Raw genomic sequence first — 25528 nt, forward strand, 5'->3', positions numbered from 1 at the left:
CACCGCCCGACCGATCACGGCCCGCACCCCGGCTCCCGCCGGCCCGTGCGGGCCGTCCTCGTACCGGCCGCGCCGGGCCCCGCGCCTCATCCCCGGCCGGCACCACCGCTCAGCAGGTACACCGTCTCCCGGTCCGCCAGCGGGAGGTCCGGGCGGATCCGGGCCCGGGGCACCCACCGGCGCCGGTACTCGTAGGTCACCCCGAGCACCGCGTGCTCCTTGTACACCGGCCCGACCCTGCGGCCGGCTGCGTCCCGGATCCCGTAGCGCACCCGCGGGCGGACGTGGGCGCGCCGCCAGGTGCTGGCCGCGAGCTCCCCGGCGTCGGCGCCGGAGTGCTCCCGCGCGGTGAGCTCCTCCGGTGGCGGGGTGTAGTCGAGGGCGTGGACTCCGTGGAACCCGCCGTCGCGGGCCTGCCAGGTCCGCGTGAGCTTCTTGACTTCCCGGCCCGGTCGCCCGGTCCCGTCGCGACGGGGCAGTGCGGGCGGCGGACGCCAGTCCTCGAACGCCAGGAGCGCCGCGTATCCGTACAGGGCGCGCCCGGCCGGGTGCGCGCCCAGGGGGACGGGGACCAGGGAGTAGGCGGGGTTGCCGCTGCGCCGGTCGAGGGCGGCGGTGAGCAGCCAGCCCAGGTCCTCCTCCAGGCGCCCGTCCGCGCGGGCGGTGAGCACGCCGCCCATCACCATCGGCTCGTCGCCCAGCGGCAGCCGCCCTTGCCCGGCGGCCTCGACCAGGTCGCTGTCGTCGGCGACGGCGCCGAAGGGGACGCCGTCGTGGAAGGCGAGCACCGAGGGGGCGGGCAGCGTCAGCTCCGCGCGGGTCGCCGCGTCCATCGGCGCGGTGGTCGCGGCGTCCTCGGCGAGCGGGCCGGGAACGAAGTGCGGCACCGAGCTGTAGGCGGCCAGCCCGGCCGAGACCCGCAGCAGCCGACCGTCCTGGAGGTGGGCGGGGGTCGCCAAACCATGGTGGGCCAGCAGGACGCCGGGCGGCGCGAGCCGGCTGCGCACCGCGCCGACGTCGGCGGGCACCAGGTCCCGCAGGGCGCCGCGCCCGCCGGACCACCGGTCGTCGCAGCGGGCGAAGGACTCATCGCGGCGCCGCGCGTCGTCGAGCGTGGCGCCGGCCGCGGCGACCACGTCGACGACGGTGTCGGCGTACGGGCCCGACCCGGGAACCAGCGCGGCGATGGTCTGCTCCGTCTCCGGGGCGTCGGCGGCCGGCGCCCACCCGCCGCAGGCCGCCCGGACGGCCTCGACCGCGCCGGTACGGTGCAGCAGCCGCCGCCAGGCGGTGTTCAGGGGAAGCCGGGGGCCGTGGGCGAGGAGATCGGCGTACGGCCTGCCGTACAGGAACCGGTCGAGCGCCGCCTGGGCCGCCGCGCCGCCCCCGCGAGCGGCCGGCGGCGCGCCGGGCCGGAAGGCCGGGCGGCGCGGGCCGGTCACGGGCAGCGCCACTCGGTGCCCTCGAACACCCGGTACACGAAGCGGCGATTCACCTCCAGGCCGTGGGCGATCTGCGTGACCATCCGCTCCTCCTGCATCCATCCCTTGCCCAGGCGGACCGCTTCGCCGAGCTCGGCGGTCAGGAGCGTGTCCCGGACCTGGTTCGCGCAGCGCCGCAGGTGGGCGCTGGCGATCTGTGCGGTGAGGGTGTCGCCGGTCAGGACGAGGCCGTCGGCCATCTCGTCCAGCTGCCGGGCGGCCGCCCGGTGGGCTTCGTTCCAGGTGTCGTGCTCGGAGAAGCCCGGCACGCCGTTGCTCATCCACGCCGCGGCCCACCGCTCGCCGCCCGGCTCCCGCCCGGCCGCCGCCCGGTTGCCGGCGTCCCAGCCCCTGCTGACCGCCGCGTCGGCGAACACGGTCTCGGCCAGGGCGCGGTGGAAGGCGTACTCGGCCTCCAGGGCCAACGGGTAGTTGACCGCCGTGGGCTCGGCGGTCCGGCTCACCGCGATCTAGCCGTCGTCGTGGTTGCGCACCTCGTGACGCCGCCCCACTGGGCCTGGAAGGGCCGGCGGCGCGTGTCGCGCCACAGCGGAACGTCCTCCAGACCGGGGACGTCCCCGGCGGTCAGGACCTGGTCGAACGGAACGGGCACGGCCACCTCACCTGACGCACGGAAAGTGAGCAAGAAGGTACACACAGCGATGATTAGTGTCCACCCAGGTGCTCACTTACGGCGTGGTGAGGTGTCCCGGCCGGGACGGGCGGCGCGCTACATGACGCTGATGAGGACCGGGTGCCCGGAGGGCAGGCGCCCGCGGCCGTCGATCCCGAAGGGGTCGCCGGGGCCGGTGCGCAGAGAGGTGACGCCGGTCGCGGCCGCGGACATCGCCGCGGCGGGGTCGCCGGCGCTGTCCACGAGCAGCTGTACCGCTAACCGCCGGGCGTCGTCGGTGATCTCCAGCCCGGTGACGTCGACCGGCAGGGCGGCCAGGGCCTGCGCCCAGGGCCGCAGGGACCGCACGAGCGCCGCGGTGGCCGCCGTCGACGTGGTCCGCGCCGGCTGGTACCGCCCCAGGGTGGGATGCGTGCCGGCGACCAGCACCATCCCGCCGGGCAGGCCCGCGGTGAGGGTGTAGGTGTAGGCGTCGGCACCGAGTTCGCTAAGAACCGGGTCGGTGCCGGTGGCGGCGGCCAGCCGGTCCACGCTGGCGCGTTGGTCGGCCATGGTGGTGAACTCCGCGAAGGTGAGCTGGACGTCCCGGCCGGCGAGCGCGAGGCGTACGGGCTCCAGCGGGCCGGCGTCGTCCAGCAGGTCGGCGGTCGCGCTCAGCAGCTCGGTGAGGTCCGGACTCATGCCCGGTATTGTCGCCGGTCCGACAAGGCCGCCACCAGACGATCCCCGGACTTCGCCAACGGGGCCCGGCCGCGGGTGTCCGGCGGCCGGGCCCGCGGGTCAGCGCGAGGCGATCAGGGCGTGCGCCGAGGCGGCGGCTTCGACCCGGTCGGCCGGTGTCGCGGCGGGGTCGGTCACCAGCCGGCGCAGCTCACCGGCCTTGGCGCGCAGCGCGGTGGCGCGCTGCCAGTGCAGATCACCGGTGGCGGTGTGCCGGGTGCTGACGGCGGGGTCGGACGCCAGCGTGTCGGCCACTGCGTAGGCGGCGTGGGCGGCTTCGGCCGCGCGCCGCGCGGCCCCGCCCAGGAGGATCAGGACGGGCGCAAGGGCGACGTCGTGCGGTTGCGTTTCGGCCGGCATGGCTCTTCTCCGTGTTCGTGCGTTCAGCGGGCGTCGTGGACGGCGGATTCCGGCACGTTCAGCCATCGGGCCAGCGCGGCGGGACCGTGGGCGAGGAAGGTGCGGGTGCTGCGGTAGAGGGAGACGTCGTCGGGGCCGGTGATCTCGAAGCCGTCCGGGAGCAGGTCGATTCCGGCCACCCCTGCCTCGATCGCTGTGCGCAGCGCTGCGGCCAGGGCCTTCTCGCCGCCGAAGTCGGTGGCTTCGGCCTGCGCTTCCCAGGGGTGCGGGCGGCGGGTCACGCGGTGGTCCCCAGGCCGATGGAGGGGATGTATCCGTAGCGGTCGTCGATTTCCAGGTCGCGGGCTTCTTCGGGCAATGATCCGAAGGTGACTCCCGCTTCCTTCAGTTCACCGACGATCTGGTCCAGGTCGAGCTCGACCTGCGGGAAGTGGCGCCAGGCGCGGGCCAGTTCCTCCGGGACCTCGGGCGTGGGATAGCCGGGGTCGTCGAACAGATGCACCGCCGCTCCCTGTGCGGTGACCGCGCGGCGGAGGGTGAAGCTGTCGTCCTCCTCGATGTGCAGCACCATGTACGCGGCCCGCGGGAAGAGCGCGCGCAGCAGCGCGGTGAACTCCTCCTCCACGGCGAGCGCCTGGGTGGTCAGCTCGGCCTTGACGGCGAGCATCCGGGCGTAGCCGGAGGGCGGGAGGCCGCCGTCGGCGCCGGGGGGCTGCGCCATGGCGTCTTCAACTTCCTCTGCCATCAGGGCGTGTGCGCGGGAGGCGAGTTCGCGCTGCCGGATGCTGAGGTCGTCGTCGTCCCCGTAGACGGCTTCGGCCGCCGTACGCACGAGGCCCTCCAGTTCGAGAGGGGTGAACGAGGCGCTGATGCCGATGAGTTCGACCAGCGCGACGGTGGCCGTGCCGGAGTACGGCGGGATGGGTTGGGCGGGGGTGGCGGTCATGGGCGGGTTCTCCAGAGGGTCGGAGGTCGGCGGGGAGGGAGCGGGGGTCAGGTGTCCTGGACGGTCAGGAGCAGCGGGGGGCGGCCGTAGCACCGGGTGAGGGCGTCCGTGACGGTGCGGCCCTCGGCGGTGAGGTCCTGCGGCGTGGCGGTCCAGAACCCGGCGAAGCAGTCGGCGATCGCCGTTCGCGGCGCGGCGCTGGGGGCGCGCAGCGCCCAGCTCGCTCCGGTGGTCCCCAGCAGCAGCGCGCCCAGGAGGTCGTCGGACTGCTGCGCGCGCTCGATGTCGTGGTCGTCGAAGTCGGGGAACGCGGTGCGCCACGGCGCGAGGTCGCCGATGGGCTCCTCCTTCTGCACGGCGTGCAGAAGGAGCCCGCGGGAGCACACCAGCATGGGTTCGTCCCCGGCTTCCGGCCACAGGGCGTAGACGCTGGTGCCGCAGCCGCCGTAGCTGTCCAGGTGGGTGGGCCAGGTGATCAGGGAGCCGGTCATGGCGGTGCGGTCCATCCGCCGCCAGTGGGTCGTCACAGCAGTCCTCCAGGGGACGGGTCGGCGCAGAAGTCGGCGGCGGCCCGGAACGCGGCGTGCAGCAGCGTTCCGTCGGCGGTGTACTCGTAGCCCTCCTGCTCGGTGTCGAGGGCGATGTCGAAGGTGAAGGTCCAGGTGCCGCGTTCGGTGACCGGAGCGGTGGCGAGGTCGATGCCCTCGCCGATGACCAGGGCGGTCTCCCAGGCGCTCCAGTCGGCGGCGAAGGCGGGGCGGGCGAGTCTGGCGATCATCAGCCGGGCCCGCATCAGCGAGTGGACCTGCGCGATCCGGGTTGCCGGTCTCACGGGCGTGCCGCCGGTGGTCTCGTAGATGTCGTACATGGGGTAGCGGGGGAAGGCGTGGGAGCCGTGGACGGTGAAGACGCGGCCGGTGTCGCTGATCTGCCAGGTCTGGCGGGCGGGCGCGGCGGTGGTGTCCGGGAGCCGGACGGCGGTCTGGTGCTCGTCCCAGGAGAGGGTGTTCAGCATGGAGGTGTCCTCGGGGCTGTGACGGTGAGGGGGCGGGAGGGGGCGCGGCGGCGGCCGTGCGCTGCGGCGTCGGCCGCATCGCGCCCCGCCGCTCGGCGGCGGTGCGCTCTACGGCGCGTCGTCTCCGTCGAACTCGGCACGGGCCTGAGCCGCTTCGGCCAGGCCCCGGCGGACGATCTCCTGGTTCCCGGCGTGGGTGTCCTCCACGGTCGCCACCTTGTCGGCCAGCTCGGCGGCGGTGAGGCGGCCCAGTTCGTGCGCGCGCCGGGCCTGGGCGCTGATCGCGTCGGCGGCGGCGCGGGACAGGTCGACCGCGCGCAGCGCCCATGTCTCCAGTTCTTCGCCGAGGTCGTCGGTCGAGGGCAGCTCGCGGATGTGTCCGGTGAAGGCGGCCTGGGCGGCGCGTGCTCGCGCCGCGAGTTCGGGCAGTGTGCCGCCCGCCTCCCCGTCTCGCGGTGCCGGCCGAGGGCCGGTGCCGTCCGGGGACGGAGAGGCGCTGTTGTTGTCGTGCATCAGGGGTTCCTCAGGGGGTGAGCCGGTCACCGGAGCCACGAAGAGGGCCGAGGGTGTGCGGCGGCAGAGGCCGGAGGGAACGAGTGTCCACCGAGCCGGGGCGTTGCTTAACGTTATGAATGTGTGGCTAGTTAAGTCAAGCCCTGTTGAGATGTTGCTTAAAACTATGAGTCGACATAGTGTGTGGATGTCGCCGAACGCGGCGGCCCCCGGTCGCCGCCGGACGGACTTCCCCGCGCTGCCCACCCCGGACTGCCGCGCCCTTATTCCTGATTCCTGCCAAGGAGCTGACGAGCCGTGAAGCGAAGCCTGCGCCGCCATATAGAGGCCGCCATCAACCAGACGTACAACCCGCGCCGCTCGGACAGCCGTGGACAGGTCGCGGTTGTGCTCTCCTTCCCCGAGGACGCCTTCGCCGACGCGCCCCGCTGGAGCCCCGGCCCTGACTTCACCCCCACCGCCGGTGAGTATGCGTGGCTGCGCGACAACGGCGACGGCACCAGTACGGCCGTGGTCGCCGGGGTGGGCCCCAAGGAACTGCCCGGTCTGGACGGCGGCGAGTGGACCGACCCGGAGGTCTGGACGGCGACCGCGCCCAACGACAGCATCTTCATGGACAGCGGCGCCATGTGGGACAAGCCCCACCGGATCACCTGGCTGCTCCGGGAGCCCCGCGCGGTCGTGCACCGCGAGCTCTACAGCACACACCCGTCCGCCGGTGTGCACGCGTACTGGGAGAACTTCGACGAGCGGTGGGGTTTCCTCCCTGGGCGGATGCACCGGGGTGAGTTCCCGTTCGCCGACCGCCGCCAGTTCGTCGTGCTGCACACCGAGCCGGGATTCGCGAACCTGCCCAGCGAGGTGCAACTCCTCGACGTGGCCGTCATGTTGATGCGGACCTTCGGGGCGAAGGCGCGGGTCTACGCCTACGACCCGCAGCGCCGCAACACCCGCGACCCGATGAACACCGTGTCCGACTACACGCTCTCCTCCGTACTCCGCTGCCGGGAACGGTCCGCCGCCCGCCGCTGATCCGCCGTCATCGTCACCCCGCCCGCCAGGAGTCCTCTGCCATGCCCCCGTCCGTTCCCCTCCGCCCCTCGCCCTCCGGCGGCGCCGCCTTCGTGATCCGTGACGCCGGGCTTGCCGACACCGGAGCCTTCATGGCGGTGATCGCCTACGCCGACCCGGCCAACCCCGACCCCTTCGGCCTGGCGCGCGCCATCCTGGCCTCACGACCCATGCCGCCCCTGTCCCACCACCGCAACCTTGCCCTGGTGGCGGAGGACAGCACCACCGGCGCGGTCGTCGGCGCGCTGCTCGGCGGCCCGCCCCGGTGGCTGTTCACCCACCCCGGCATCGACCGGGTCTCACTGCGGGAAACCCTGACCACTCGCCTGGGCATGATCAACGGGTTCGCCGTCCACCCCGCACACCGACACCAGGGCATCGGCGCAGCTCTTCTTCGCGCTGCCGAACAGCGCTTCACCCAGAACCGGTACGGGCTGGTGACGCTCGACCACCAACCCGACCTTGACGCCTTCTACCGGCGCCGGGGCTACACCGTCGACGACGCCCTCTTGGTCCACCTTCCCCAGCAGCGCCTCATCGGCATGACCGTGGACGACACCCGCATGTCCGCAAAGCCGCTGCACCCGGCCGTCCGCCTCGCTGACGTCCCCGGAGCCCCGCACCGGATCATCACCGGCCTTCTGCCCGGCGCCTCGCTGCCCGCCCAGGCCCGGTTCGACGGCAACCGCCTCCAGTACTGACCTCCTCGGGCCCGGCCGCAAGCCGGCCGGGCCCGGCGACCGACCCCGAGGACCCCCACGTGCGCCACCTGCACATCGCCGAGCGCTGCATCCACAGCGACACCAAGCGCACCTTGTGCGACCACAAAGTGCTCTGGAGCAGCTACCGGGTCCGCGAAGTGCCGTGCGACCCCTCCTTCTGCCACAACGCACGCCGCGCCCAGGAGGGCCACGGCCAGGAGTCCTGACCCGGACGCGCTGCCCGCCCGGCCCAGGACAGGGCGCCCCCGGCCGGACACCTCGGCGCCCGGCCCCCACCCGTCCGCCCGCCACTGAACCGCAACCACGAACAGGAGGCACCGTGCCCGCCTTCCGCTTCCGCCACCACGGCAACCCCGAGTCCTACGACACCGCCCTGCTCACGGCCTGGACCGGCTTCTGCGACCGCCACGGCATCCACCCGGCCCCCCGCCGCCCGAGCGGAGACGCGGCCCTGGACGCCTGGAACGCCTCCATCGAGTACCGCGAACGCCCCCTGGCGCAGATGACCACGGGTCGCCTTCCCGCGCCGCTGGGCCGTCTGCGCCCCGGCCGGTACCGGTACCTCGCCGTGAAGTACTGGCGGAAGAACCCCACCCGCCTGTGGTGGCTCGGCCACGTCTGGGACGAGCTGCGCGCCGACTGGCTCGGCCGATGAACACCGGCACGCCCGCGCCGACCGTACGGCAGAAGACCCCGGAGTCCTCCGCGCCGCGACCCGCCCGCCGGCCGGCGGCCCGCACGGCGCAGGGGGCCCGCGCCGGCGGCGCCCCGGCGGACGCGGGCGCCGCCTCGGGCGAGCAACTGCTGCTGTGGACGAGCGCGGAACGCTTCCCCGGCGAGCTGCTGCCCGGCGAGAGCGCGGTCGTGTTCACGGGCGAGGCGGCCAGGGAACGCGACGACTTCGAGATCACCAGCGTCCACGGACACCGCTACCGGCTGACGCGATCGTTCGGCTGGCGGATCGCGCGGATGCCGTTCGCGTTCTCACCGTCCAACGGCGGCTACTGCTGGATCGGATGGGACCCGACTCTGGCGCAGGCCCTGGAGTGGATGCGCTGGGACAGCGCGTCCCGTCACCTGGCCGCCGGCCGCTGGAAGCGCTGGGGCCACCTGGTCGGCACGGTGCCGTTCTCGCTGGACCTGGACACGCAGGAGCTGGAGGACGGCGTCCTGCGGGTGTCCCGGTACGGGCGGCAGGGACTCGCGGCCGACTACCCGTGGGGCTGGGAGACGAGAGCCGACGGGTCGCTGCCGGAGAGCCCGAACCGGCGGTCGGGCGCCTCCGGCCGCCTGGAGTACGCGGCATGGTGCCTCACCCGTCAGGGCTTCGACGACGTGCCCACCGACCGGCTGGAGGTCGTGCGCTCGTACTGGAGCCGGGACACTGACTGTGCCACCGGCGGCCCGAACCACCTGGGCTCGTGCAAGCGCACGGACCCGCAGTTCCTCGTCCGCGTGCACGGCCCGGACACGGCCGTGCTGGGCACGGTGGTCCTGTGCGCGCAGCACCTGGGCAACCGGCTGGGCGGGTCGGCCGGCTACTACCGGCCCTCGCTGCTGACCGCGGTGGCCCAGCAGGTCTCCGGCCGGTCGTGGCTGGACTGGCAGGACCGGCTCACCGAACTGACCTGGGACCTGGTGGTCCGCGCGGTCGACCGCGGCCTGCCCGTCCCGGACGTGGCGCAGGCCCTGCGCGAGGAGGCCCTCGCCGAAGGGGAGCGCCGCGCTGCCCAGGCGGCGAAGAAGGCCGCCAAGGAGCAGAAACTGCCCCGGCGGGCACAGGAAGCCGCCGCCCAGACGGCGCGCGCCGGCCGGTACGCGCGCCGGGCCGAACTGATCGCGCAGGCCCTCGCCGCGGAGGCCGAGGCCCGCGAGCGCATCCGGCGGGAGACCGACGAGATGTCCGGTTCGATCTGAACCCCGCCTGTCAGTCCGTTGCACTAGAGTCACGTTAGTTTCGCAGGGAGAGGTGGCATGACCGACACCGACAGCGCCGTCGCGGACAGCGCCGTCATCGACGCGCTGATGCTGGAGCTGAGCGCCGAGCCCGTCCCGCCGCTGCCCGCGCCGGCCGAACGCGTCCGGCTGCGCGAGGCCCTGGGATGGGGCAAGCAGCAACTCGCCGCGTACCTCGCGGTCAAGCGGGAGACGATCTGGGCGTGGGAGAAGCCCGACGCCCCGACGCCCCGCGGCGCGAAGGGCCACAAGTACGCCCGGCTGCTGGAGGCCGCCCGCCGGTACACGGAGCGTGCCGTTCCCGTCAGCCCCCCGCCGTCTCCGGACCCGACCGTGGAGGACCTGCCTCCCGCGCCGTCCCCGGACGCCCCGCCGGACGGGTTCACCCTGGCGGAGCCGCCCGAGCTCGACGACCCGCCCCCCACCTTCACGGCCACCCCGCCCGCCGGACCGGTGCCCTTCGACGACCCGGACGGCTACGTCATGCTGCCCGAGGGCGGCACGAGGCGCTGCGTGCGCTGCGGACGGCCCACCACGTTCCTGTTCAACGGCGAGCCCCGCCACCTGTACACCGCGGTCTCCGCGGCAGTCGCTCCCCCCTGCTGGCAGTCCGTCGCCCCCACGCCGACCCCCGCCCCCACGCCGACCCCCGCCCCCGCCCCCGCAGCCCCGGCCCCGGCCCCGGCTCCGGCCGCCGATGCCGCGCCCGCTCCCGTCGAGCAGCCCCGCACCCCGGCACCGGCCGCCGCCGAGCCGACGGCGGCGCCCGCCCCGGCCCGGCGCGTCCACGCGCGGGTCTGCGACGACACCTTCACCGACGGCCCCCTCGCCGTCCTGGAGGCTGCCGACGGCCAGCTGGTCGCGCACCTGATCGACGGCCGCACCCTGGAGTGCCGTGCGAAGACCGTCACCGCGCTGGCCGCGTGGACGCTGGACAAGACCCGCATCGGCACGCCCAAGCTGCACCGCCACGGCTTCGACACCGACCCGCTGATCGTCCTGACCGCCGGCGCCGCCGAGCACTTCGGGCTGCCCGCCGAGCTGGACGACCAGGAGGAACTGCGCCTGGACAAGTCGCACAAGGTCGTCAAGCAGATCACGAAGGCCGGCTGGGAAGTTCCCTACTGGGGCTTCGGTCCCTGGCCGAGGGTCTTCCAGCGTGTCGAGGGCGGCCGCCGCTCGGTGCAGTTCGCCGTCCTGCCCTGGAACGCGTTGGAGCGCCGGGTCTGGGAGAACACGGCACAGCTGCCCGCCGCCGAGATCGCCCGGGTCCTGGGCCTCTACGCCCAGCGGGTCATCACCCCCCGCGGGACGGTCGGCGTCAACAGCCTTGAGCTGATGACCGCGCTGAGGAACCCGACCCGCGCGGTGAAGAACGAAGACACCGGCGAGTGGGAGTCGGGCCCCAACCCCGGCGCGCTGCAGGGGCCGGTCGACCCGGCGCCGCCGGAGCCGCCCGAGGAACACCCGCTTGTCCATCAGCTCTACCCCAACGGCCGGCCGGAGTCCGAGACGCTGGACGAGGAGGCGTGCCAGTGGGTACGGCCCCTCGGCCTGGTCACGGCCGAGGAACGCGCCATGCCGATGGTCGTCGGCCTCGACCTGATCACCGCGTTCCTCGCTGCCGCCAACAACATCCGGGTGGGCCTGGGCCCGGCCGTCTACGTCGAGAACTACCGCTTCGACAAGGACATGCCCGGCTCCTGGTGGCTCGACCTGTCCCACATCGCAGTCGACGAGCGCCTGCCCAACCCCCTGGACGAGCGCCTCCCCAACCCGTTCACCCCCAGCGGGAAGCGCCCCACCGGGCCCGGCTGGTACGCGACACCCACCGTGGCGTACGCCCACGAACTGGGCTTCCCCGTCCAACCGCTCAAGGCGTACATTCGCCCCGACAACGGCCTGTATCTGACCCCCTGGTACGAGCACCTGCGCGACGCGTACATGGCCACCATGGCCGACCTCGGCGTGCGCGGCGCGCCCAAGGGCCAGATCCTGGACGAGCGCGCGTTCCTGGAGGCGATGGGCCGCCACAAGGACGGCGACCCGCTGCTGGTCGCGCTGCTCGCGGCGATCAAGGCGACGGCCAAGTCGGGCGTCGGCAAGCTCCGCGAGCGGCCCCAGGGCTCCTCGTACGTCGAGGGTGAGCCGTGGGCGGCACTCAAGCGCGCGCTATGGCGCCCGGACATCCGCGCGGCAGTGCTCTCCCGCGCGCGGATCAACATGCACCGCAAAATGGTCAAGATGGCCGAGCACACCGGCCTGTACCCGCTGGCGGTGCTGACCGACTGCGTCGTCTACGCCTCCCCGGGGCCCTCGCCGCTCGACATCCTGCCGCACACCGCGGACGGCAAGCCAGCCAAGAGCACCTTCCAGCTCGGCCCGAACCCCGGCTTCGTCAAGCACCAGGGCACCGAGACGATGGCCTGGGCGCTGGAGCAGCTCAAGGAAGGCACCAACATCGCCAACTACATCGGGGGCGGCAACTCCGTCCTGGACGGGGAGTGATCCAGGTGGGCACGATCGCCGACTCGCTCGACGCCGCCTTCGCCGGCGCCGTCTCCAAGCCCATGCCGAAGTCCGTCGGCGCCCGCGTGCGGTTCCTGCTGTCCAAGGAGAAGGCGGACAGCAAGACCGAGGCCGCCCGCAAGCTGGCCGAGAAGCTCGACTGTCACCCGCGCACCGTCGAGCGGTACCGCGACGACAAGATCAAGAATCCCAACCCCGAGATCGCCGACCGGATCGAGAAGCTGACCCGGCAGTTGTGGCAGCCCAAGGTCCGTGCCGACCGGGCGAAGAAGGCCGCCACCACCGGCGGAATCCGTTTGTCGCTGCGCGGCCGCTTCGGCTTCACCGCGGCCCCCGGAACCACAAACGAATCCCGGCAACGGCGCATCACCAAGACGCTCCCCGCCGAGTACGCCGCCGCTCTGTTCGACGCCCGCCAGGCCGGAGCCGATGAGGACGACCTCGCCCAGATCGTCGCCGACGGTCTCGCCGAGGTGTACTTCACCGACGGCGGCACCCGCGCCGCCGGCCTGTCCGTCACCCTGGACGACCTGGACTACCTCACCATCCGGTACTGACCAGGCAGCACCCAGACGAAAGGGGGAGCATCCCATGAACGCCGAGCACGCCGAGCACCGTACGACGACGTCGCAGGAGATCGAGGTCGCCCAGGCGGCACGGCTCCGGACCACGGTGGTCGTGGAGGACGAGATGTACGTCGTCCTGGGCCGGGTACAGGCGGCAGCTGACCAACACCAGGCCGGATGCGCCGGTTGATGGAACAGCCCCGACGCCCGTAGACGCCGCCCGCCCAGAGGCGCCACCGCCTCCCCCCCGAACGCCTGGAAGGAGCATCCGCCCCGTGGCCACCGCCACCCTCACGCCCCCGGCACGGCCGCGTCTTCGCCTGCGCCCCCACCAGGCCCGCGCCGTGCACAGCGCCGCCACCGCCCTGCGCCGAGGCCCCCGCACCACCGTGATCTCCGCGTGCGGCACCGGCAAGACGGTCATCGCCGCCCGCGTCGCCCGCGAGATCGTCCGGCACGGACACCAGCTGGTGCTCGTGCCGACCGTCGAACTGCTCGGCCAGACCATCGCCGAGTGGCGTGAGGCCGGCCACGAAGGCCCAGTCATGGCCATGTGCCACCGCCGGCCGAAAGTGCCCGGGGAGCACGTCCCCGCCAGCACCCACCCCGGCTTCCTGGCCGCCTGGGTCCAGGACAACCCCGACGGCACCGTCTTCGGCCTCTACCAGTCCCTCGACAAGATCCGGAAGGCGCACCGCAAGTACCGCCTGGGGCCGTGGGCGCTGATCAGCGCGGACGAAGCCCACCGGACCAGCGGCTACATCAATAAGAACTGGGCCGCGGTCCACCACGACCGGCTCGTGCCCGCGGCCCGCCGCGCCTACTACACCGCGACCCCGAGGATCTGGTCGGCCGGTGACGCCGACGACCCCGAGCTCGTCGCGTCCATGGAGGACCCCGCTCTCTACGGCGAGACCAGCTTCCGCCTCCCGCTGGCGGAGGCGATCGACATAGAGCTGCTGGCCGACTACCGCGTCGTCGTACTGGAAGTCCACGAGAAGGACCTGCGGGCCCGCCTCGGCCTGGCCGAGAACGCCGACGCGGCCGAGCTGCGCCGCGCCGCGCTGCACGTCGCGGTCCTGCGCGCGATGGCGCAGCTCGACCTCAAGCGGGTCGTCAGCTTCCACCACCGCGTCGCCGACGCGCACGACTTCGCCGACACCTTCCAGGCAACTGCCCGGCACTTGGCCGCGCTCGACGACCCCGGCACCGCCTTCCCCGACCCCGACAGCCTGTGGGCGGCCGGCATCGACGGGCTGATGAGCGTCGATGTCCGCCACGCGCTGCTCGGCAAGTTCGACGGACGCCCCGAGGACGGCACCGCCCCCTACCCGCGCACCCTCATCGCCAACGCGCGTCTGCTCGGCGAGGGTGTCAACATCCCCGCGATCGACTGCGTGGTGTTCGCCGATGTCAAGGACAGCATCGTCGACACCGTCCAGGCCGTCGGCCGCGCCCTGCGGCAGAAGCCCGGCGCCGGCAAGAAGGCCACCATCCTGGTCCCGCTGTTCGTCGCCCCGCACCAGGACCCGGACGATCTGCTCAACTCGCCCGTCTACAAGCCGTTGTGGAAGGTCCTCCAGGCTCTTCGCGCACACGACGACCGGCTCGCCGACCGGCTCGCGGTCCCGCAGACCCACACCGAACGCGTCCCGGACGAGGACGAACCGGAAGCCGAGACCGCCGAGGAGCCGCGGCTGGTCATGGACCGGGAGTTCCCCGACGACGCCCTCGCCCTCGCACTGCGCCTGCGTGTGCTCCACCCGCGCGAGGCCGCCTGGCAGCGCGGCATGGCTGCGGCCGAGCGGTACTTCGCCGAGTGCGGCCACCTGGACGTGCCCCAGCTGTACGACGACGAGACCGGCTTCGCCCTGGGCCGGTGGATCAACTACGCCCGGCAGATGTACGCGAGCAAGCGCCTGAGCCCGCTGCGTGTCAAGGCGCTCGAGGCGATCGGCATGATCTGGGACCTGCGCAAGCAGGCCACCGAGCGCGGCCTGACCCACGCCCGCCTCTACGTCGAGCATCACGGGCACCTCGCAGTACCCGCCGACGAGATGATCGGCGACTACGCCTTCGGCCGTTGGCTCGTCAACCGCCGGCGCAGCGCCCGCGACCGCGCGGCCCAGGGTCTGGAGCCCGACCCGGTCGAGGTGGAACTGAGCGACCTCTACCCCTGGTGGAACCCCGTGTGGCCGATCACCTGGCAGCGCGAGTACGTCAACGCCCTGCGCTACCAGCAGGCCGGCGTGGCTCTGGAGGACCTGCCGCGGGACTTCGTCACCGACGACACCGAGCCGCTGGGAGAGTGGATCTACCAGCAGGCCATCGCCTTCGACCAGCTGCATTCCGACCAGATCCAGCTCCTCCTCCAAGCCGGCATCGCCGCCGTCGAGCCGGTCCAGGCGCCGCCGACGCCGACCGGCCGCCAACTACGCCAGCAGCGCCAGCTCGACGACGGCCTGGCCGCCGTCGCGGCCTTCCGTACGCAGCACGGCCACGATGTGCCGATCCGGCAGCGCGACACGGTCGTCGTCGATGGCCAGGAGGTGAAGGTGGGCCAGTTCATCAACAACCTCCGTAAGCGCCTGGAGCGGCTCACCCCCGAGCAGCTCGAACAGGTCACCGTGGCCGGGCTGGTTCCGGCCGACGCATGACGCCGGCCGGGCCCCGGCCGGCTACAAGGTGCCTGGAACTCACGTCTCCGGGCGGAGCTGGCGCAGGACTTCGTCCCGCTGGGCCGGGCTCAGGCCCAGGCTGGGGTCGTACATCCCCGGAGGAGGCACGTCGAGGATGACCGGCTCGTAACCGGAGCCGTCCCGCCATGGTCCGGTCAGTGAGGGCTGCGGGTCCAGGTCCATGATCCAGACTCTGGAGCGCTCGGTCGGGGTGTACGGATCGCGGTCTGCGGCGGCCCGCAGACCGGTCATCTTGCGGTGCGCGCTGGTCAGGAACTCGGAGATCGCGAGATCGCTGACGTCCGGGCGCCACCAGGCGTGATCGGGCTCGGTCCTGACCGTGGTCTTGTCGGCTCCGCCCGGCGCACCGGGCACTGGGGAGGTTCGGAGTGACGCCCTCTCGTCCCGGGTGGGCGCCGATGCCGGACCGGAGGAGCCGAGCGGCGCGCTCAGCAGGCGCACCGCTTCCTGGCGGCCGGCCTTGTCCAGCACAGCGGGCAGGAGCCCGCGATCGGCAGCGTCCTCGACGCGCTGCAGAGCCTGCTGGTAGGTGCATCCGGCGGCGTCCCGCAGGGCTTTGGCGATCTGCTGGCGGTTTCTGCTGTTGGCCTTGGCACGGCGCGGCGGTGTCATGACAGTCTCCCGGCTCCCTGGGCTGCTGACGTCCCACCACGTTGTGCGCCAAGGGGGCTGCGGATCGTCGGTCACCGAACCTGCCTCGCCTCCCGCGCGGCAGCACGGTTCACCATGCGACGGGAGGTGGGTCCCGCCGCGGTACGCACAGGGAGGTACGCTGCTCCAGCGTACCGGTCGGCCCCGACGGGCGGCTCGTTGCGGAGACGGAAGTACCGAACTCCCCACGAGCCGCCCGCCGGGCACGGCCGGCACGGCCTGATGTTGTTCACGCGGACGCGATGCGGTTCGCGTCCATCAAGGCGTTGATCAAGGCCACCGTCTCGGGGGCGGAGTCGCAGCCACTTTCGACGGCGATGCGTGTCAACTGATGGGCCGTACGCTCCAGCCCCTGACGGTCACCGATCTCGCTGTAGATGGTGAACAGGTCCCGGTACAGCAGTTCGCTCGTCTGGTCGCAGACCAGGCCGCGGGAGGCCGCGGCGAGCGCGGCGCGGTAGTCGCGCACCGCCAGGCGCCGGGTGGCGAGTTCGTGCGCCACGTCCGTGGTCGCGGAGATCATCTCCTGGATGTCGTACTCCGCCCAGCAGTACTTGCTCTGGTCGATGTCGCTGAACGGCCTTCCGCGTACGAGCGAGAGGGCGTTGGCCAGGGCCGTGTCTGCGTCGGCGCCGGAGGAGTGCATCCCCTCCTGGTAGAACGCCTGGAACTGCTGCCAGTCGCTGGTGACTTGGTCGTTGAAGGCGTATACGCCCTCGTTGATCGGCGGCAGGTAGGAGCCGTACGGGTCCTCGGCCGGCAGCAGGGGGTCGCGGCCGAGCCAGGCCCGCAGCTTGGAGACGTTGGTGTTGCGGGTGTCGGCGCGCACCCGCTGGCCGGGCCAGATCGCCTCGTCGAGCTCGTGGCGGGACTTGCCCGGGTGCAGGGCGAGCCAGGCGGCGATCTCGGTCAGCCCGTTGCGTCGGTTGCTCTCGACCTTGCCGAGCGTGCTGATCACGTCGACGGGGCCCAGGACGCGGATCTGCGGAGCGGACGGCGGGTCCGGCGGCGTGTTCAGAGCCGCCAGCACTCCGGAGGTGACCGCCGTGACCCGGGCGGCCCGGCGTTCCACGGGATCGGGAGCCGGCTGCGGCCGGGGCGAGTTGCCCAGGGTCGCCGACGACAGTGCGGAGCCCTCTTCTTCTGGCTGCTCGGCGGCGAGTTCGTCGAATCCGGCTGCCTCTTCCACGGGGTCCTCCCCCTGCTCGTATACGTCGGCGGACACCGGGGCGTCGCGTTTGTCGAGTACTTCCTGAAGCGTCTCGTCGAAGAGGTCCTCGGACCGCAGCTCCTGCCCGGCGTCGACCTCATCGTCGTCACCGCCGCCGTGCTGCTGGTCCTGGCCGCTGTCGTCGGAGACGGCGCTCTCGGCGCCGGTGACCGACGGGGCCAGGGCACTGAAGCTGGGAACCACCGTGATGAGGGAGGAGCTCACCGGACTCACGGCCACCTGGACGGCCGGTACGGCCTGCGGCTCGCCGGGCCGCTGTCCGCCGTCCTCCTCGCGAGGGCCGTCTTCAACGGCTTCCACCTCGGGGGTGTCCTGGGCCAGAGCGGAGTCGCTCCGCGGGGTGACCGGCGTCGGGCCGTTCTGGACAGCGGTGCCGTCGGGGGCGTGCGTCCAGGCCGGTGCGGCGACGTCGTCGGTGCGGGCAGCCGTGGCGAGCAGCTGGATCAGCGGCTCGTACGCCTCGTCCTCCAGCCGCTGCAAGGTGACCGTGAGGTCCAGGCCGGGCAGCTGCACGGCTGCGCCCGGTGCGGCCGGGAGCGTCCAGGCGCCGGGGACCTCGAGTTCGCCTCCGGCCTCGGTGACGACGGCGGTCGCGGTCCTGGGCCGGGAGGAGAGCAGATCGTTGAGGACGTTGGCCTCTTCTCCATCGGGCGCCGCGGGCGTGATCAGCACCTTGGGGACCCAGGTGTCGCCGCCGTCCTCGGACAGGCGGCCCTGGTCCAGGCTGTCGAAGCCGCCAGCGGCGAGCGCGCCGCGCTGCAGGGCGTCGTGGGCGCGCAGTTCCGGCAGGGCGTGCGCCAACTCGCTCTGGTGCTCGACCTTGATGGGGAAGACGCCGGCGAGCTCTTCGCCCAGGCCGGCCAGGATCACCGTGGCGTCGTCGGACAGGCCGGAGGAGGCCAGCTCGACCGCGATGCCGAGCATGACCGCCCGGATGTCGGTGCCGGTGCCGCTCAGGCGCAGCGCCCCGACGGACTCCAGGTTGACCAGGACCGGCTCGCGCTCCTCGGTCTCGCCGAGGCTGACCAGCGCGGGGTAGGGGGGCGTGATGTCGCGGGCCTGCTCCGCGTCCAGGAGCTGGGCGCCGCGGGCCGGGCACCACCACCGGTCGGGGTGCTCCTCCATCTCGGAGAACGGGGCGATCTGCGGGGTCGGCGCCGACAGGTGCAGTTCCAGGCCGCGCGGCGTGACCCGGATGGCGTCCAGCTGGGGAAGCGGCTGCCCGGCCGTGGCGCAGTTGGCCGCGAGGGTGCGCAGTGCGTGGTCGACGAGGTCGAGACCGTCGGTGTCGGAGGCGACCCGGAGCTGCTTCTCCACGTCGGCCGGCACTGTGGCCTGCTGCGGCAGCGGGATGCGCCGCCTGGGCCGGCGACGGCGCTGCTGGAGGGCTCGCCGCCCGCCGAGTACGGCCAGGACGGCGGCGGCGAACAGGCTGGTGACGGCGATGGCGGTGGAGGCGACGGAGGAGTCGCTGCCGGTGTCCTCGGCCGGGGTGGCGGCCGGGGTCTGGGGCTGCGGGGTCTGCGGATGGGCCGTCTCGGGTCGGCTGGGGGTCGCCGGGTCCCTCGGGTCCGTGGGGGGGTCGTCCTTCGGCGTGCTGCCCCGCTCCGCGCTCGAGCCGGTGTCGGCGTCGCCGTCGGGGGTGCTGGTGGACGCTCCGGTGTCCTGGCCGTCCTGCTCGCCCTGCGCCTCCTGGCCGAAGTGGCCGTCCTTCTGGCCGGAGGAGCCGTCCTGTTGACCGGCGGCGGGGGCGTCCGGGGAGGAGGACCCTCCGCTGTCCTGCTGCGGGGCGGCGGTGTGCGGCAGCTGGAGCTCCCAGCCCGGGTAGATCTTGTCGGGGTCGGTCATGGCCCGGCCGTCCGGCTGTCGCTGGCCCTCGTTCAGCTCGGCGATCTGCGGGTACTTGTCGGCGTTGCCGAGTTCCGCCTCGGCGATCGAGGACAGCGTCTCGCCCGGCCTGACCCGGTGCTCCCGGTCGGCGGGGTTCCAGTCCTTGGGCATCGTCAGCTTCCACCCCGGCTGGAGGGCGCTGCGGGTGGAGAACTTCGTCCCGTCGACCATGGTCTTGCCGTCGTTGGCCGCGGCGATCTCCCGCCACCGGGAGGCGTCCCCGAGCTGCTTGAGGGCGATCTTCGACAGGCTGTCGCGGGCCTGGACGGTGTAGGTGCCCCCGTGCTGGTCGGCGGTGCGTGCGGTGGTCGCCGAGGCGTCGGAGGCGGCAGTCGCCTTCACGCTCGCCGGTGCGGTGGCGGCCGTCGGAGCGCGGGTGACGGCCGGTGCAGCGGAGGCCGGGGCCGCCATCGCGGCGGTTCCGATGGGAAGGAGCACCAGGACTCCGCTGACCAGGGCACCGGCCATGCGCTGCTGGAAACCCAGGGCGGGCAGGCGCAGGGTGGGGCGCCCGCGCAGCTGGGCCGGGATCTCCAGCAGCGTGCACAGGGCGAAGGTGGCCCAGCTGATCCAGCCGATCGCCATGATGACCGCGAAGAACGGTGCGCCGAGCTCATGGCTGGTCAGCAGGGAGGCGACTTCGCCGGGCGAGACCCCGTCGGGCAGGAGCACCTCGGTGAGGACCCACAGCAGTACGGGCAGTCCTCCCAGGAGGGTGAGGAGGACCACCAGGCTGACCAGGCCGCGGACGACATCGACCGCCCGGGGGCGGCGCCGGGCGGTGTGGGGGCGGGTCGGTGTCATGGCGCGGATCATCCCTCCGGGGCGCCGATGCCGTGCAGGAGCTCAGCGCTGGCGTGACCCTCGACGGGGAGCGAGGACTGGCCGATGACCTGCAAGAAAATCGTCTTGTGCTGGATGGTGACGTGGACGTTGATGGTCTTGCCGTCGCCGCTGGTGGTGACCGTGCCGCGGACGCCGGCGGCGTTGAGGTACTGGTAGGCCGCCCGCTGCGCGGCCGCAGGGTCGAGTACGACCGCGGTGCCGGCGATGGCCTTGGCGGGGTCGATCGCCTGGCCGCCGGCCCGGGCGGTCTCGGCCGCGATCGCGTCCGCCCGCTCGACGTCGCGCAGCTTGCCGCCGAGGTCGAAGGACAGGCCGAGCATGATGAACATCGGGATGACCATCAGGAGCCACCACATCGACAGCGAGCCGCGGTCGTCGCGGAACCAGTCGAGGCGAAATGCGGCCGAGGGGGTGCTGCTCATCGCTGCCTGTACCTGTCGATCACGGAGGTAAAGCTGGACTTGACGGTCTTGGAGCCGACCGAGAATCCGAGGTCGTTGAGCTGGACGGTGCAGCTGACGCGTACGGTGACGGCGCCGTAGCTGCCCAGCGGAGCGCTGAAGCCGGAGGTGTCCACGTTGACGCTGGTGCGGGCGCACTTGAGCTTCTGGTCCGACAGGGCGACCATCGCGGCCGACCGGGCGTTGGCCTGCGCCTGACCGGTGGTGCGGGCGATGGAGGCTTCGCGCGCGGCGGCCGCCGCCGAGGAGTCGACGGCGCTGTTGGCCGTGACGATGCGCCCCGCCACGAACGCGATCGCGAGGAACAGGAACACGGCGGGGACCCACATCACGAACTCGATGGCGACGCTGCCCCGGTCGTCGCCCCCCAGGGGCCGGCGCGGCGGCCGTCGGCTGCTGGTCACGGGGTGGTCCACCTCTCTACCGGGCCGGTGGCACGCTCGGTGATGCTGATGTTGAGCCCGATCAGGGACGGCGCCTTGGCGGTGACGGTGAACACGACGCGGTCCGCGTTGGAGCCCGCCGTGCTCACCCGGGGGCCGCGCAGCGTGCCGCCGACGCGACGGAAGACCGCGTCGGCCCGCGCGACTCCGTCCCCGGTGCCGCTGCCGTAGGCGCGGGCACCGGAGACGGCCTCCCGGGCCGCGGTGGTGGCGGCCTGCTTGGCGAAGTACACGTTGCAGGTGTCGACGACCATGAGGATCAGCAGCAAGGCGGCGGGGAAGCAGATCAGCATTTGCAGACTCGCGTCGCCGTCGTCTTCCCGCCACCGCTGCTGGATGCGACGGGCGAGTGCCCGAAGAGCCATTTACAGGCCCTTCATGTCGTCGAGCTTGGACTGGCCGAGGACCTTGAAGGCGGATATCGCGAGGCCGGCGAACACAACGATGCCGACGATCCACATGATCGTGGAGATGTTGTTGTCGCCGCGGTCACCCTCCTCGCGGGCGTCGGTGAACTTCTGCTCGGCGGCCGACAGAAGGTGCGCGAGCGCGGTGTACGCGGTGACCGCCATGCGCAGAGCGGGAGAGGTGTTCATGGTGAGGTGCTCCTTGTGAGTGCGGTTCAGACGAGGAAGATGCGGATTACGGAGGGGAAGCCGAAGAAGACGAGTAGGACCATGGACAGCAGGGTCACCGGGACGATCAGGCTCTCGGAGGCTGCGTTCGCCCTGGCCTGCTCGGCGGCGGCCTGTTCGTCGGCCAGGCTCTCCGCCCGGCTGCGCAGGGTGCTGTAGATCGCTGCGCCGTCGGTGCCGGCGCTGGAGACGATGTCGGCGATGTCGCCGGCCGCGGGCACGTCGAGTTCGTCGGCGATGTGGCGTAGCCCGTCCCAGGCGGGCGCCCGGTCCAGGCGGGCACGGACCAGGGCGGCCTGGATGCGACGGAAGACCCAGCCGTTGCCGACCTCGGCCGGTCGTTCCAGGGTGTCCTGGGCGCCGGAGCTGGAGATCCGCTCCATGGCGGCGAGCTCCATGTAGGCCATGACCGCCTGGGACGCTTCCGCGCGGGCTTGGGTGGCCTGCTTGGCCAGCTGGGCGTCGGGTAGGAACCACAGGCCGACGCCCGCGGCGATGCCGGCCAGTCCGGTGAGGACGAAGGGCAGGTCGATGCCGGCCAGGGTGAGGACCAAGGAGAAGAACGACGGCAGGATCAGCCCGATGACGAAGTGCAGGGCCTTGCTGCCGAAGAACTCTCCGACCGTGTCGCCGACGAGGTTGAGGTTCTTGGTTGGGACGCTGACCCCGGGCCAGTCCCTGACCCGTTCCGCGACCCGGTCGCCGACCCGCTCGATCAACGGGCGCTTGTCGTCGCGGCGGCGTACGGCAGCCCGGGGTGCGCCGTGCAGCCGCTCCAGGGCCGGTCCGAGGGCCGGTCCGGACGGCAGCAGTTCACGGACCAGGAAGAACAGGCCCAGGCCTATGCCGGCACCGGCCAGCAGGGCGATGGTGAGCTGGTTCATCGCGCGGCCTCCGTGAGTGCCGGGTCGGTGTGCGAGCCGGTGGAGTTCTCGTCGTACTCCATGAAGCCGGGCAGCGGCTTGTCCACCCCGAGGCGGCTCATCCACCAGAACAGCGCGACGACGGCGGCCATCAAGATGACCAGCACGAGCATCCCCAGAGGCGTTCCGTACGGCTCGATGTATGCCTTGTTGAAGGAGAACCCGACGATCACCACGAGGGTGATCGCGCAGATCCAGCGGGTGGTCGTACGGTGCTTGGCCCGGTCGGCCTCGACGTCGCGGCGGCGGCGCACCACGTTGGAGGTCCGTGCCGCCAGGTCGGACAGGACGTCCGCCAGGCCGGGGCCGCGGTCCTTCATGCGCAACAGCAGCGCTGCGGAGACCAGGTCGGCCCGCGGGTCGCCGATCGCACGGGCGAACGCGGTCAGCGCGTCACTCGTCGGGATCCGCGACTGCAGGCGCACGTTCAGGTCCGCCACTTCGCGTTCGATCGGCCGCGGCGCGGTACGGACCGACACCGCGATCGACTCCTCGATACCGGTACCGGTGCGGACCAGGTCGGACAGCCGCTTGGTCCACTGTGCGAGCGCGTCCAGCCGTTCGATCTGCTCGTTGGCAGCCTTGTTGGGGTTGATGAGCCACGGCAGAAAGAACACGGCGCCGGCGACCAGCAGGGCGGAGGGCAGCCACCCGGAGATCAGCCACGTCAGCATGCCGGCGACGGCGGCGCCGCCCGTCTGCAGCTGCCGCATCCGCTTGGTCTTCGGCGGCGGGTCGTGCTTGACCTTGACCGGGCGCGCGGACACCTCGGTGCCGCGCACGCCCAGGACGAACAGGACGATGCCGCCGATCAGGAACAGCGCGGCGAAACCGGCGATCAACACACCCATCAGGCCACCGCCGTCCGCTTCATCTCCAGCGGTCCGCCCCAGCTGCCGTTCTCCTCACGCAGCCACGCCGGGTTGAACCCGGCGCGCACCAGGTCGTCCAGGCAGGAGGGGTTCACGCCGGTCGGCACCGCACGCGGGTCCCCGGAGCCGGGCCGCGGAGCGAAGATCTTGTTGGTGGACGGCAGGCCGGTCTCACTGGCCTCGCCGGTGACCTCCAGGATCTGCTCGACGAAGCGCACCTTCTTCCCGCCGATGCGGGTCTCGTCGACCATCTTGACGTGGACGACGAAGTCCAGCGCCGCGCCGGCGATCAGGTAGGCCAGCTCCTGCGTCATCCCGTCGCCGTGCTGGATGCACAGCTGGGCGATGCGCGCGAAGACGCCCTCGGCCTTGCGGCTGTGGATCGTGCAGAGCGAGCCGCCCTCACCGGCGGACATCGCCTGGAGCATGGGGACGATCTCGCGGGAGCGGACCTCTCCGACGATCATGCGGCGCAGCATCATGCGCAGCGAGGGTGCGATCAGGTCCGCGATCTCGATCTCGCCGACCTCACGGCCGTCGACGCGCTCGCCGTTGCCCTCCCGGGACTCCATCGGCACGACCTGCTTGAGGTGCCCGACCTCGTGCAGGAAGAGCTCGTACTCGGTTTCCAGGGTGCCCACCCGCTCTTGCGGGTCGACCTCGCGGGCCAGCGCGATGATCATCGTGGTCTTGCCGACGCCCTGTGTGCCGGAGATCATGATGTTCTTCTCCGCGGCCATGGCGGCCTTGAGGAAGTGCATCATCCCGGCGTCGATGGTGCCGTACTTGACCAGGTCCTCCAGCGTGACGGAGCGGATCCGCTGCTTTCGGATGGTCACGTACGGACGCGGGGTGACCTCGGTCATCGCCTGCAGACGCGAGGTGTCCGACAGGCGCAGGGCCAGGGTCGGCGACGCCTTGGACAGGCTGCGCTCACCGGCGCCGTGGCGGCGGGCGAGCATCTGGAGGAACTCGACCAGTTCCTCGTCGCTCTCCGCGATGGGTTCGACCTTCTGGCGGGGACGGTCGGTGTAGTCGATCCACACCTCGTCGCAGCCGTTGATCAGGACGTTCTCCACCGTGGGGTCGTCCAGGTAGGGCTGGAGGCGCCCGTGGGCGAACTGGGCGTCGAAGACTGCCTGGGCGAGGCTGGTCTCGTCCGACCCGGACGGTGAAATCTGCCGGGCCGCGGCGAAGTCCGCCGCCCAGCGGGCGACGAGCTCGTTGATGATCTCCCAGCCGCGCTGCTCGGACTCGTCGGCGGGCATGTCCCGCTTGTTGGATTCCTTGTACGCCTGGAACTCCGGCGCCATCTGCCGGCTGAGTTCCTCGCGCAGGCTGTTGACAGTCTCCCAGTCCCACAGCGACCTGCGCGCGGTGACCGGGCCGTCCCCGGCCGGCACCGAGGTGGGCGGCGCGACCGGCGCCACGGGGCCGGGCATGTTGCTGTATCCCGCGACGGGGATCTGCTGGGGCAGTTGCGAGACCTGGCCCGCCGGGTACAGGGGCTTACCGCGCTGCATTGACGGCTCCCTTCATTCGGTCGAGGACGGTCTGCGAGCGCAGTGCCGGGGCGAGGAGCCTTTGCTGCTCCTGCACGGCCAGAGCCCGTAGCTGCTCCGACATCGCGCGGGCCTCGCGCAGGAGCGCGGACCGGCCGAAGTACCGGCCGCCGTCGCCGCCGTGGGTGAGTACTTGGGCGGCCCGGGGGTCGTGTGGGAGCGTGGCGAAGATGGGCAGCTGCAGCTGCTCGGCGATGTCCCGGGCACGGAAGTCGCCTTCGTCGATCACGATCAGGCCGAGCCGGCTGCTGTCGCGGCCGCGGTCCTCGAGCGCGGCGCGCAGTGCCTCGACCCGGGGCTTGGCGGCGCTTGCCGCGCGCAGGGTGCGGCGGACGACGACGGCGACGATGTCCGCGGACCGGGCCAGGGCGCCGGCCGAGCCGGTGGCCCCGGAGCGGCCGAGGTCGACGAGGAAGTCGTAGCCGTTGTCCTTGGTCTGTGCCTGTTCGAAGAGCAGCCCTAGCCGGTGCCACACCTGGGCGAGGCCGGCCGCCTGGACGGGGTTGGAAAGGCCCGGCAACAGGAGCCGGTCCTGGGTGTTCTGCTCGGAGAGGTCGATCAGCTGGTACCAGAAGTCCTGGTCGAGCTGGTGGCGGCGGTGGGCGACCTCCAGGTTGTGCAGGCCGTAGTCGCCCAGGACCCGTGACTCGAGGTATCCGGCGGCGATTGAGCCGCCGTCGGGGTCGCACTCGGCCAGGACGGCGCGCCGTCCGTCCGCCAGGGGCCAGGTCAGCAGGGCGGCCAGGGCGGTGGCCGTGACTCCGGGGCCGCCGCTGGCGCCGGCGAAGGCGATGACGGCCAT

Annotated in this window: 28 protein-coding genes; 9 read left to right on the top strand and 19 right to left on the bottom strand. The window is 72.4% G+C overall.

What is annotated here, in order from left to right:
• Window positions 1-86: 86 nt before the first annotated feature.
• From ABZ861_RS22060 to ABZ861_RS22100, 9 genes are all read right to left on the bottom strand, one after another.
• Entirely contained in the window at window positions 87-1454 is a 1368-nt protein-coding gene (locus ABZ861_RS22060; protein WP_361632635.1) for a hypothetical protein, read from the bottom strand.
• On the bottom strand, window positions 1439-1945 hold the full coding sequence (locus ABZ861_RS22065; protein WP_361632637.1) for a hypothetical protein: 507 nt from the start codon (window positions 1943-1945) through the stop codon (window positions 1439-1441). The genes ABZ861_RS22060 and ABZ861_RS22065 overlap by 16 nt, the downstream gene beginning before the upstream one ends.
• 266 nt (window positions 1946-2211) lie before the next feature.
• Window positions 2212-2796 carry a hypothetical protein gene (locus ABZ861_RS22070; protein WP_361632639.1) on the bottom strand — a complete coding sequence of 195 codons (585 nt, stop codon included), beginning with the start codon at window positions 2794-2796 and terminating at the stop codon, window positions 2212-2214.
• A 99-nt stretch (window positions 2797-2895) separates the two neighbouring features.
• Window positions 2896-3195, bottom strand: a complete 300-nt coding sequence (locus ABZ861_RS22075) for a hypothetical protein (protein WP_361632641.1) — start codon at window positions 3193-3195, stop codon at window positions 2896-2898.
• Window positions 3196-3218: 23 nt separating this feature from the next.
• Window positions 3219-3476, bottom strand: coding sequence for a hypothetical protein (locus ABZ861_RS22080; RefSeq protein WP_361632643.1), 258 nt, complete (start codon window positions 3474-3476; stop codon window positions 3219-3221).
• Window positions 3473-4141 carry a hypothetical protein gene (locus ABZ861_RS22085; protein ID WP_361632645.1) on the bottom strand — a complete coding sequence of 223 codons (669 nt, stop codon included), beginning with the start codon at window positions 4139-4141 and terminating at the stop codon, window positions 3473-3475. Before ABZ861_RS22085 ends, ABZ861_RS22080 begins: the two co-directional genes overlap by 4 nt.
• 47 nt (window positions 4142-4188) lie before the next feature.
• Window positions 4189-4668: a hypothetical protein gene (locus tag ABZ861_RS22090; protein WP_361632647.1), complete on the bottom strand. Its 480-nt coding sequence runs from the start codon at window positions 4666-4668 to the stop codon at window positions 4189-4191.
• Window positions 4665-5156, bottom strand: coding sequence for a hypothetical protein (locus ABZ861_RS22095; protein ID WP_361632649.1), 492 nt, complete (start codon window positions 5154-5156; stop codon window positions 4665-4667). The genes ABZ861_RS22090 and ABZ861_RS22095 overlap by 4 nt, the downstream gene beginning before the upstream one ends.
• 108 nt (window positions 5157-5264) lie before the next feature.
• On the bottom strand, window positions 5265-5669 hold the full coding sequence (locus tag ABZ861_RS22100) for a hypothetical protein (RefSeq protein WP_361632651.1): 405 nt from the start codon (window positions 5667-5669) through the stop codon (window positions 5265-5267).
• A gap of 297 nt (window positions 5670-5966) precedes the next feature.
• Here ABZ861_RS22100 and ABZ861_RS22105 point away from each other — a divergent pair, with 297 nt between their 5' ends.
• The 9 genes from ABZ861_RS22105 to ABZ861_RS22145 all read left to right on the top strand — a co-directional run bounded on the left by ABZ861_RS22105 (window position 5967) and on the right by ABZ861_RS22145 (window position 15170).
• A complete protein-coding gene (locus ABZ861_RS22105; RefSeq protein WP_361632653.1) occupies window positions 5967-6701 on the top strand; it encodes a hypothetical protein in 735 nt (244 codons plus the stop codon).
• 41 nt (window positions 6702-6742) lie between these two features.
• Window positions 6743-7441 (top strand): GNAT family N-acetyltransferase, encoded by a 699-nt coding sequence (locus ABZ861_RS22110; protein ID WP_361632655.1) that lies wholly within the window; start codon window positions 6743-6745, stop codon window positions 7439-7441.
• A gap of 59 nt (window positions 7442-7500) precedes the next feature.
• On the top strand, window positions 7501-7668 hold the full coding sequence (locus tag ABZ861_RS22115; RefSeq protein WP_361632657.1) for a hypothetical protein: 168 nt from the start codon (window positions 7501-7503) through the stop codon (window positions 7666-7668).
• 113 nt (window positions 7669-7781) lie between these two features.
• Window positions 7782-8117 carry a hypothetical protein gene (locus ABZ861_RS22120; RefSeq protein WP_361632659.1) on the top strand — a complete coding sequence of 112 codons (336 nt, stop codon included), beginning with the start codon at window positions 7782-7784 and terminating at the stop codon, window positions 8115-8117.
• Window positions 8114-9379, top strand: coding sequence for a hypothetical protein (locus tag ABZ861_RS22125; protein WP_361632661.1), 1266 nt, complete (start codon window positions 8114-8116; stop codon window positions 9377-9379). The genes ABZ861_RS22120 and ABZ861_RS22125 overlap by 4 nt, the downstream gene beginning before the upstream one ends.
• A gap of 57 nt (window positions 9380-9436) precedes the next feature.
• Window positions 9437-11926 carry an XRE family transcriptional regulator gene (locus ABZ861_RS22130; RefSeq protein WP_361632663.1) on the top strand — a complete coding sequence of 830 codons (2490 nt, stop codon included), beginning with the start codon at window positions 9437-9439 and terminating at the stop codon, window positions 11924-11926.
• Window positions 11927-11931: 5 nt separating this feature from the next.
• On the top strand, window positions 11932-12504 hold the full coding sequence (locus ABZ861_RS22135) for a terminal protein TpgA1 (RefSeq protein WP_361632665.1): 573 nt from the start codon (window positions 11932-11934) through the stop codon (window positions 12502-12504).
• Between the two features lie 34 nt (window positions 12505-12538).
• Complete coding sequence (locus ABZ861_RS22140) at window positions 12539-12703, top strand: hypothetical protein (RefSeq protein ID WP_361632667.1); 165 nt, start codon at window positions 12539-12541, stop codon at window positions 12701-12703.
• An 85-nt stretch (window positions 12704-12788) separates the two neighbouring features.
• Window positions 12789-15170, top strand: coding sequence for a Helicase associated domain protein (locus ABZ861_RS22145; protein WP_361632669.1), 2382 nt, complete (start codon window positions 12789-12791; stop codon window positions 15168-15170).
• A 39-nt stretch (window positions 15171-15209) separates the two neighbouring features.
• Here the strand turns inward: ABZ861_RS22145 and ABZ861_RS22150 are convergent, their stop codons facing one another.
• The 10 genes from ABZ861_RS22150 to ABZ861_RS22195 form a co-directional block, all read right to left on the bottom strand.
• Entirely contained in the window at window positions 15210-15824 is a 615-nt protein-coding gene (locus ABZ861_RS22150) for a hypothetical protein (protein ID WP_361632671.1), read from the bottom strand.
• A 268-nt stretch (window positions 15825-16092) separates the two neighbouring features.
• A complete protein-coding gene (locus tag ABZ861_RS22155) occupies window positions 16093-19788 on the bottom strand; it encodes a LysM peptidoglycan-binding domain-containing protein (RefSeq protein ID WP_361632673.1) in 3696 nt (1231 codons plus the stop codon).
• 8 nt (window positions 19789-19796) lie between these two features.
• Complete coding sequence (locus tag ABZ861_RS22160) at window positions 19797-20252, bottom strand: pilus assembly protein TadG-related protein (RefSeq protein WP_361632675.1); 456 nt, start codon at window positions 20250-20252, stop codon at window positions 19797-19799.
• The gene (locus ABZ861_RS22165; RefSeq protein ID WP_361632677.1) at window positions 20249-20695 is read right to left on the bottom strand and encodes a TadE family protein; all 447 of its coding nucleotides are present in this window, start codon (window positions 20693-20695) and stop codon (window positions 20249-20251) included. Before ABZ861_RS22165 ends, ABZ861_RS22160 begins: the two co-directional genes overlap by 4 nt.
• Window positions 20692-21099: a TadE family protein gene (locus tag ABZ861_RS22170; RefSeq protein WP_361632679.1), complete on the bottom strand. Its 408-nt coding sequence runs from the start codon at window positions 21097-21099 to the stop codon at window positions 20692-20694. The genes ABZ861_RS22165 and ABZ861_RS22170 overlap by 4 nt, the downstream gene beginning before the upstream one ends.
• A complete protein-coding gene (locus ABZ861_RS22175) occupies window positions 21100-21330 on the bottom strand; it encodes a hypothetical protein (protein ID WP_361632681.1) in 231 nt (76 codons plus the stop codon). It abuts the gene before it with no gap.
• A 26-nt stretch (window positions 21331-21356) separates the two neighbouring features.
• The gene (locus ABZ861_RS22180) at window positions 21357-22253 is read right to left on the bottom strand and encodes a hypothetical protein (protein WP_361632683.1); all 897 of its coding nucleotides are present in this window, start codon (window positions 22251-22253) and stop codon (window positions 21357-21359) included.
• Window positions 22250-23143 carry a type II secretion system F family protein gene (locus tag ABZ861_RS22185; protein ID WP_361632685.1) on the bottom strand — a complete coding sequence of 298 codons (894 nt, stop codon included), beginning with the start codon at window positions 23141-23143 and terminating at the stop codon, window positions 22250-22252. The genes ABZ861_RS22180 and ABZ861_RS22185 overlap by 4 nt, the downstream gene beginning before the upstream one ends.
• A complete protein-coding gene (locus ABZ861_RS22190; RefSeq protein WP_361632687.1) occupies window positions 23143-24687 on the bottom strand; it encodes a CpaF/VirB11 family protein in 1545 nt (514 codons plus the stop codon). The genes ABZ861_RS22185 and ABZ861_RS22190 overlap by 1 nt, the downstream gene beginning before the upstream one ends.
• Window positions 24674-25528, bottom strand: coding sequence for a hypothetical protein (locus tag ABZ861_RS22195; protein WP_361632689.1), 855 nt, complete (start codon window positions 25526-25528; stop codon window positions 24674-24676). Before ABZ861_RS22195 ends, ABZ861_RS22190 begins: the two co-directional genes overlap by 14 nt.

The sequence above is a fragment of the Streptomyces sp. NPDC046985 genome (assembly GCF_040644415.1).
Lineage (GTDB): Bacteria > Actinomycetota > Actinomycetes > Streptomycetales > Streptomycetaceae > Streptomyces.

Excerpts from the sequence above, each read along its gene's own strand:
- ABZ861_RS22190 (WP_361632687.1), bottom strand. The coding sequence starts at position 24,687 with ATGCAGCGCGGTAAGCCCCTGTACCCGGCGGGCCAGGTCTCGCAACTG.
- ABZ861_RS22085 (WP_361632645.1), bottom strand. The coding sequence starts at position 4,141 with ATGACCGCCACCCCCGCCCAACCCATCCCGCCGTACTCCGGCACGGCC.
- ABZ861_RS22170 (WP_361632679.1), bottom strand. The coding sequence starts at position 21,099 with ATGGCTCTTCGGGCACTCGCCCGTCGCATCCAGCAGCGGTGGCGGGAA.
- ABZ861_RS22160 (WP_361632675.1), bottom strand. The coding sequence starts at position 20,252 with ATGAGCAGCACCCCCTCGGCCGCATTTCGCCTCGACTGGTTCCGCGAC.
- ABZ861_RS22100 (WP_361632651.1), bottom strand. The coding sequence starts at position 5,669 with ATGCACGACAACAACAGCGCCTCTCCGTCCCCGGACGGCACCGGCCCT.
- ABZ861_RS22150 (WP_361632671.1), bottom strand. The coding sequence starts at position 15,824 with ATGACACCGCCGCGCCGTGCCAAGGCCAACAGCAGAAACCGCCAGCAG.
- ABZ861_RS22195 (WP_361632689.1), bottom strand. The coding sequence starts at position 25,528 with ATGGCCGTCATCGCCTTCGCCGGCGCCAGCGGCGGCCCCGGAGTCACG.
- ABZ861_RS22185 (WP_361632685.1), bottom strand. The coding sequence starts at position 23,143 with ATGGGTGTGTTGATCGCCGGTTTCGCCGCGCTGTTCCTGATCGGCGGC.
- ABZ861_RS22140 (WP_361632667.1), top strand. The coding sequence starts at position 12,539 with ATGAACGCCGAGCACGCCGAGCACCGTACGACGACGTCGCAGGAGATC.
- ABZ861_RS22130 (WP_361632663.1), top strand. The coding sequence starts at position 9,437 with ATGACCGACACCGACAGCGCCGTCGCGGACAGCGCCGTCATCGACGCG.
- ABZ861_RS22075 (WP_361632641.1), bottom strand. The coding sequence starts at position 3,195 with ATGCCGGCCGAAACGCAACCGCACGACGTCGCCCTTGCGCCCGTCCTG.
- ABZ861_RS22110 (WP_361632655.1), top strand. The coding sequence starts at position 6,743 with ATGCCCCCGTCCGTTCCCCTCCGCCCCTCGCCCTCCGGCGGCGCCGCC.
- ABZ861_RS22155 (WP_361632673.1), bottom strand. The coding sequence starts at position 19,788 with ATGACACCGACCCGCCCCCACACCGCCCGGCGCCGCCCCCGGGCGGTC.
- ABZ861_RS22180 (WP_361632683.1), bottom strand. The coding sequence starts at position 22,253 with ATGAACCAGCTCACCATCGCCCTGCTGGCCGGTGCCGGCATAGGCCTG.
- ABZ861_RS22125 (WP_361632661.1), top strand. The coding sequence starts at position 8,114 with ATGAACACCGGCACGCCCGCGCCGACCGTACGGCAGAAGACCCCGGAG.
- ABZ861_RS22095 (WP_361632649.1), bottom strand. The coding sequence starts at position 5,156 with ATGCTGAACACCCTCTCCTGGGACGAGCACCAGACCGCCGTCCGGCTC.
- ABZ861_RS22070 (WP_361632639.1), bottom strand. The coding sequence starts at position 2,796 with ATGAGTCCGGACCTCACCGAGCTGCTGAGCGCGACCGCCGACCTGCTG.
- ABZ861_RS22175 (WP_361632681.1), bottom strand. The coding sequence starts at position 21,330 with ATGAACACCTCTCCCGCTCTGCGCATGGCGGTCACCGCGTACACCGCG.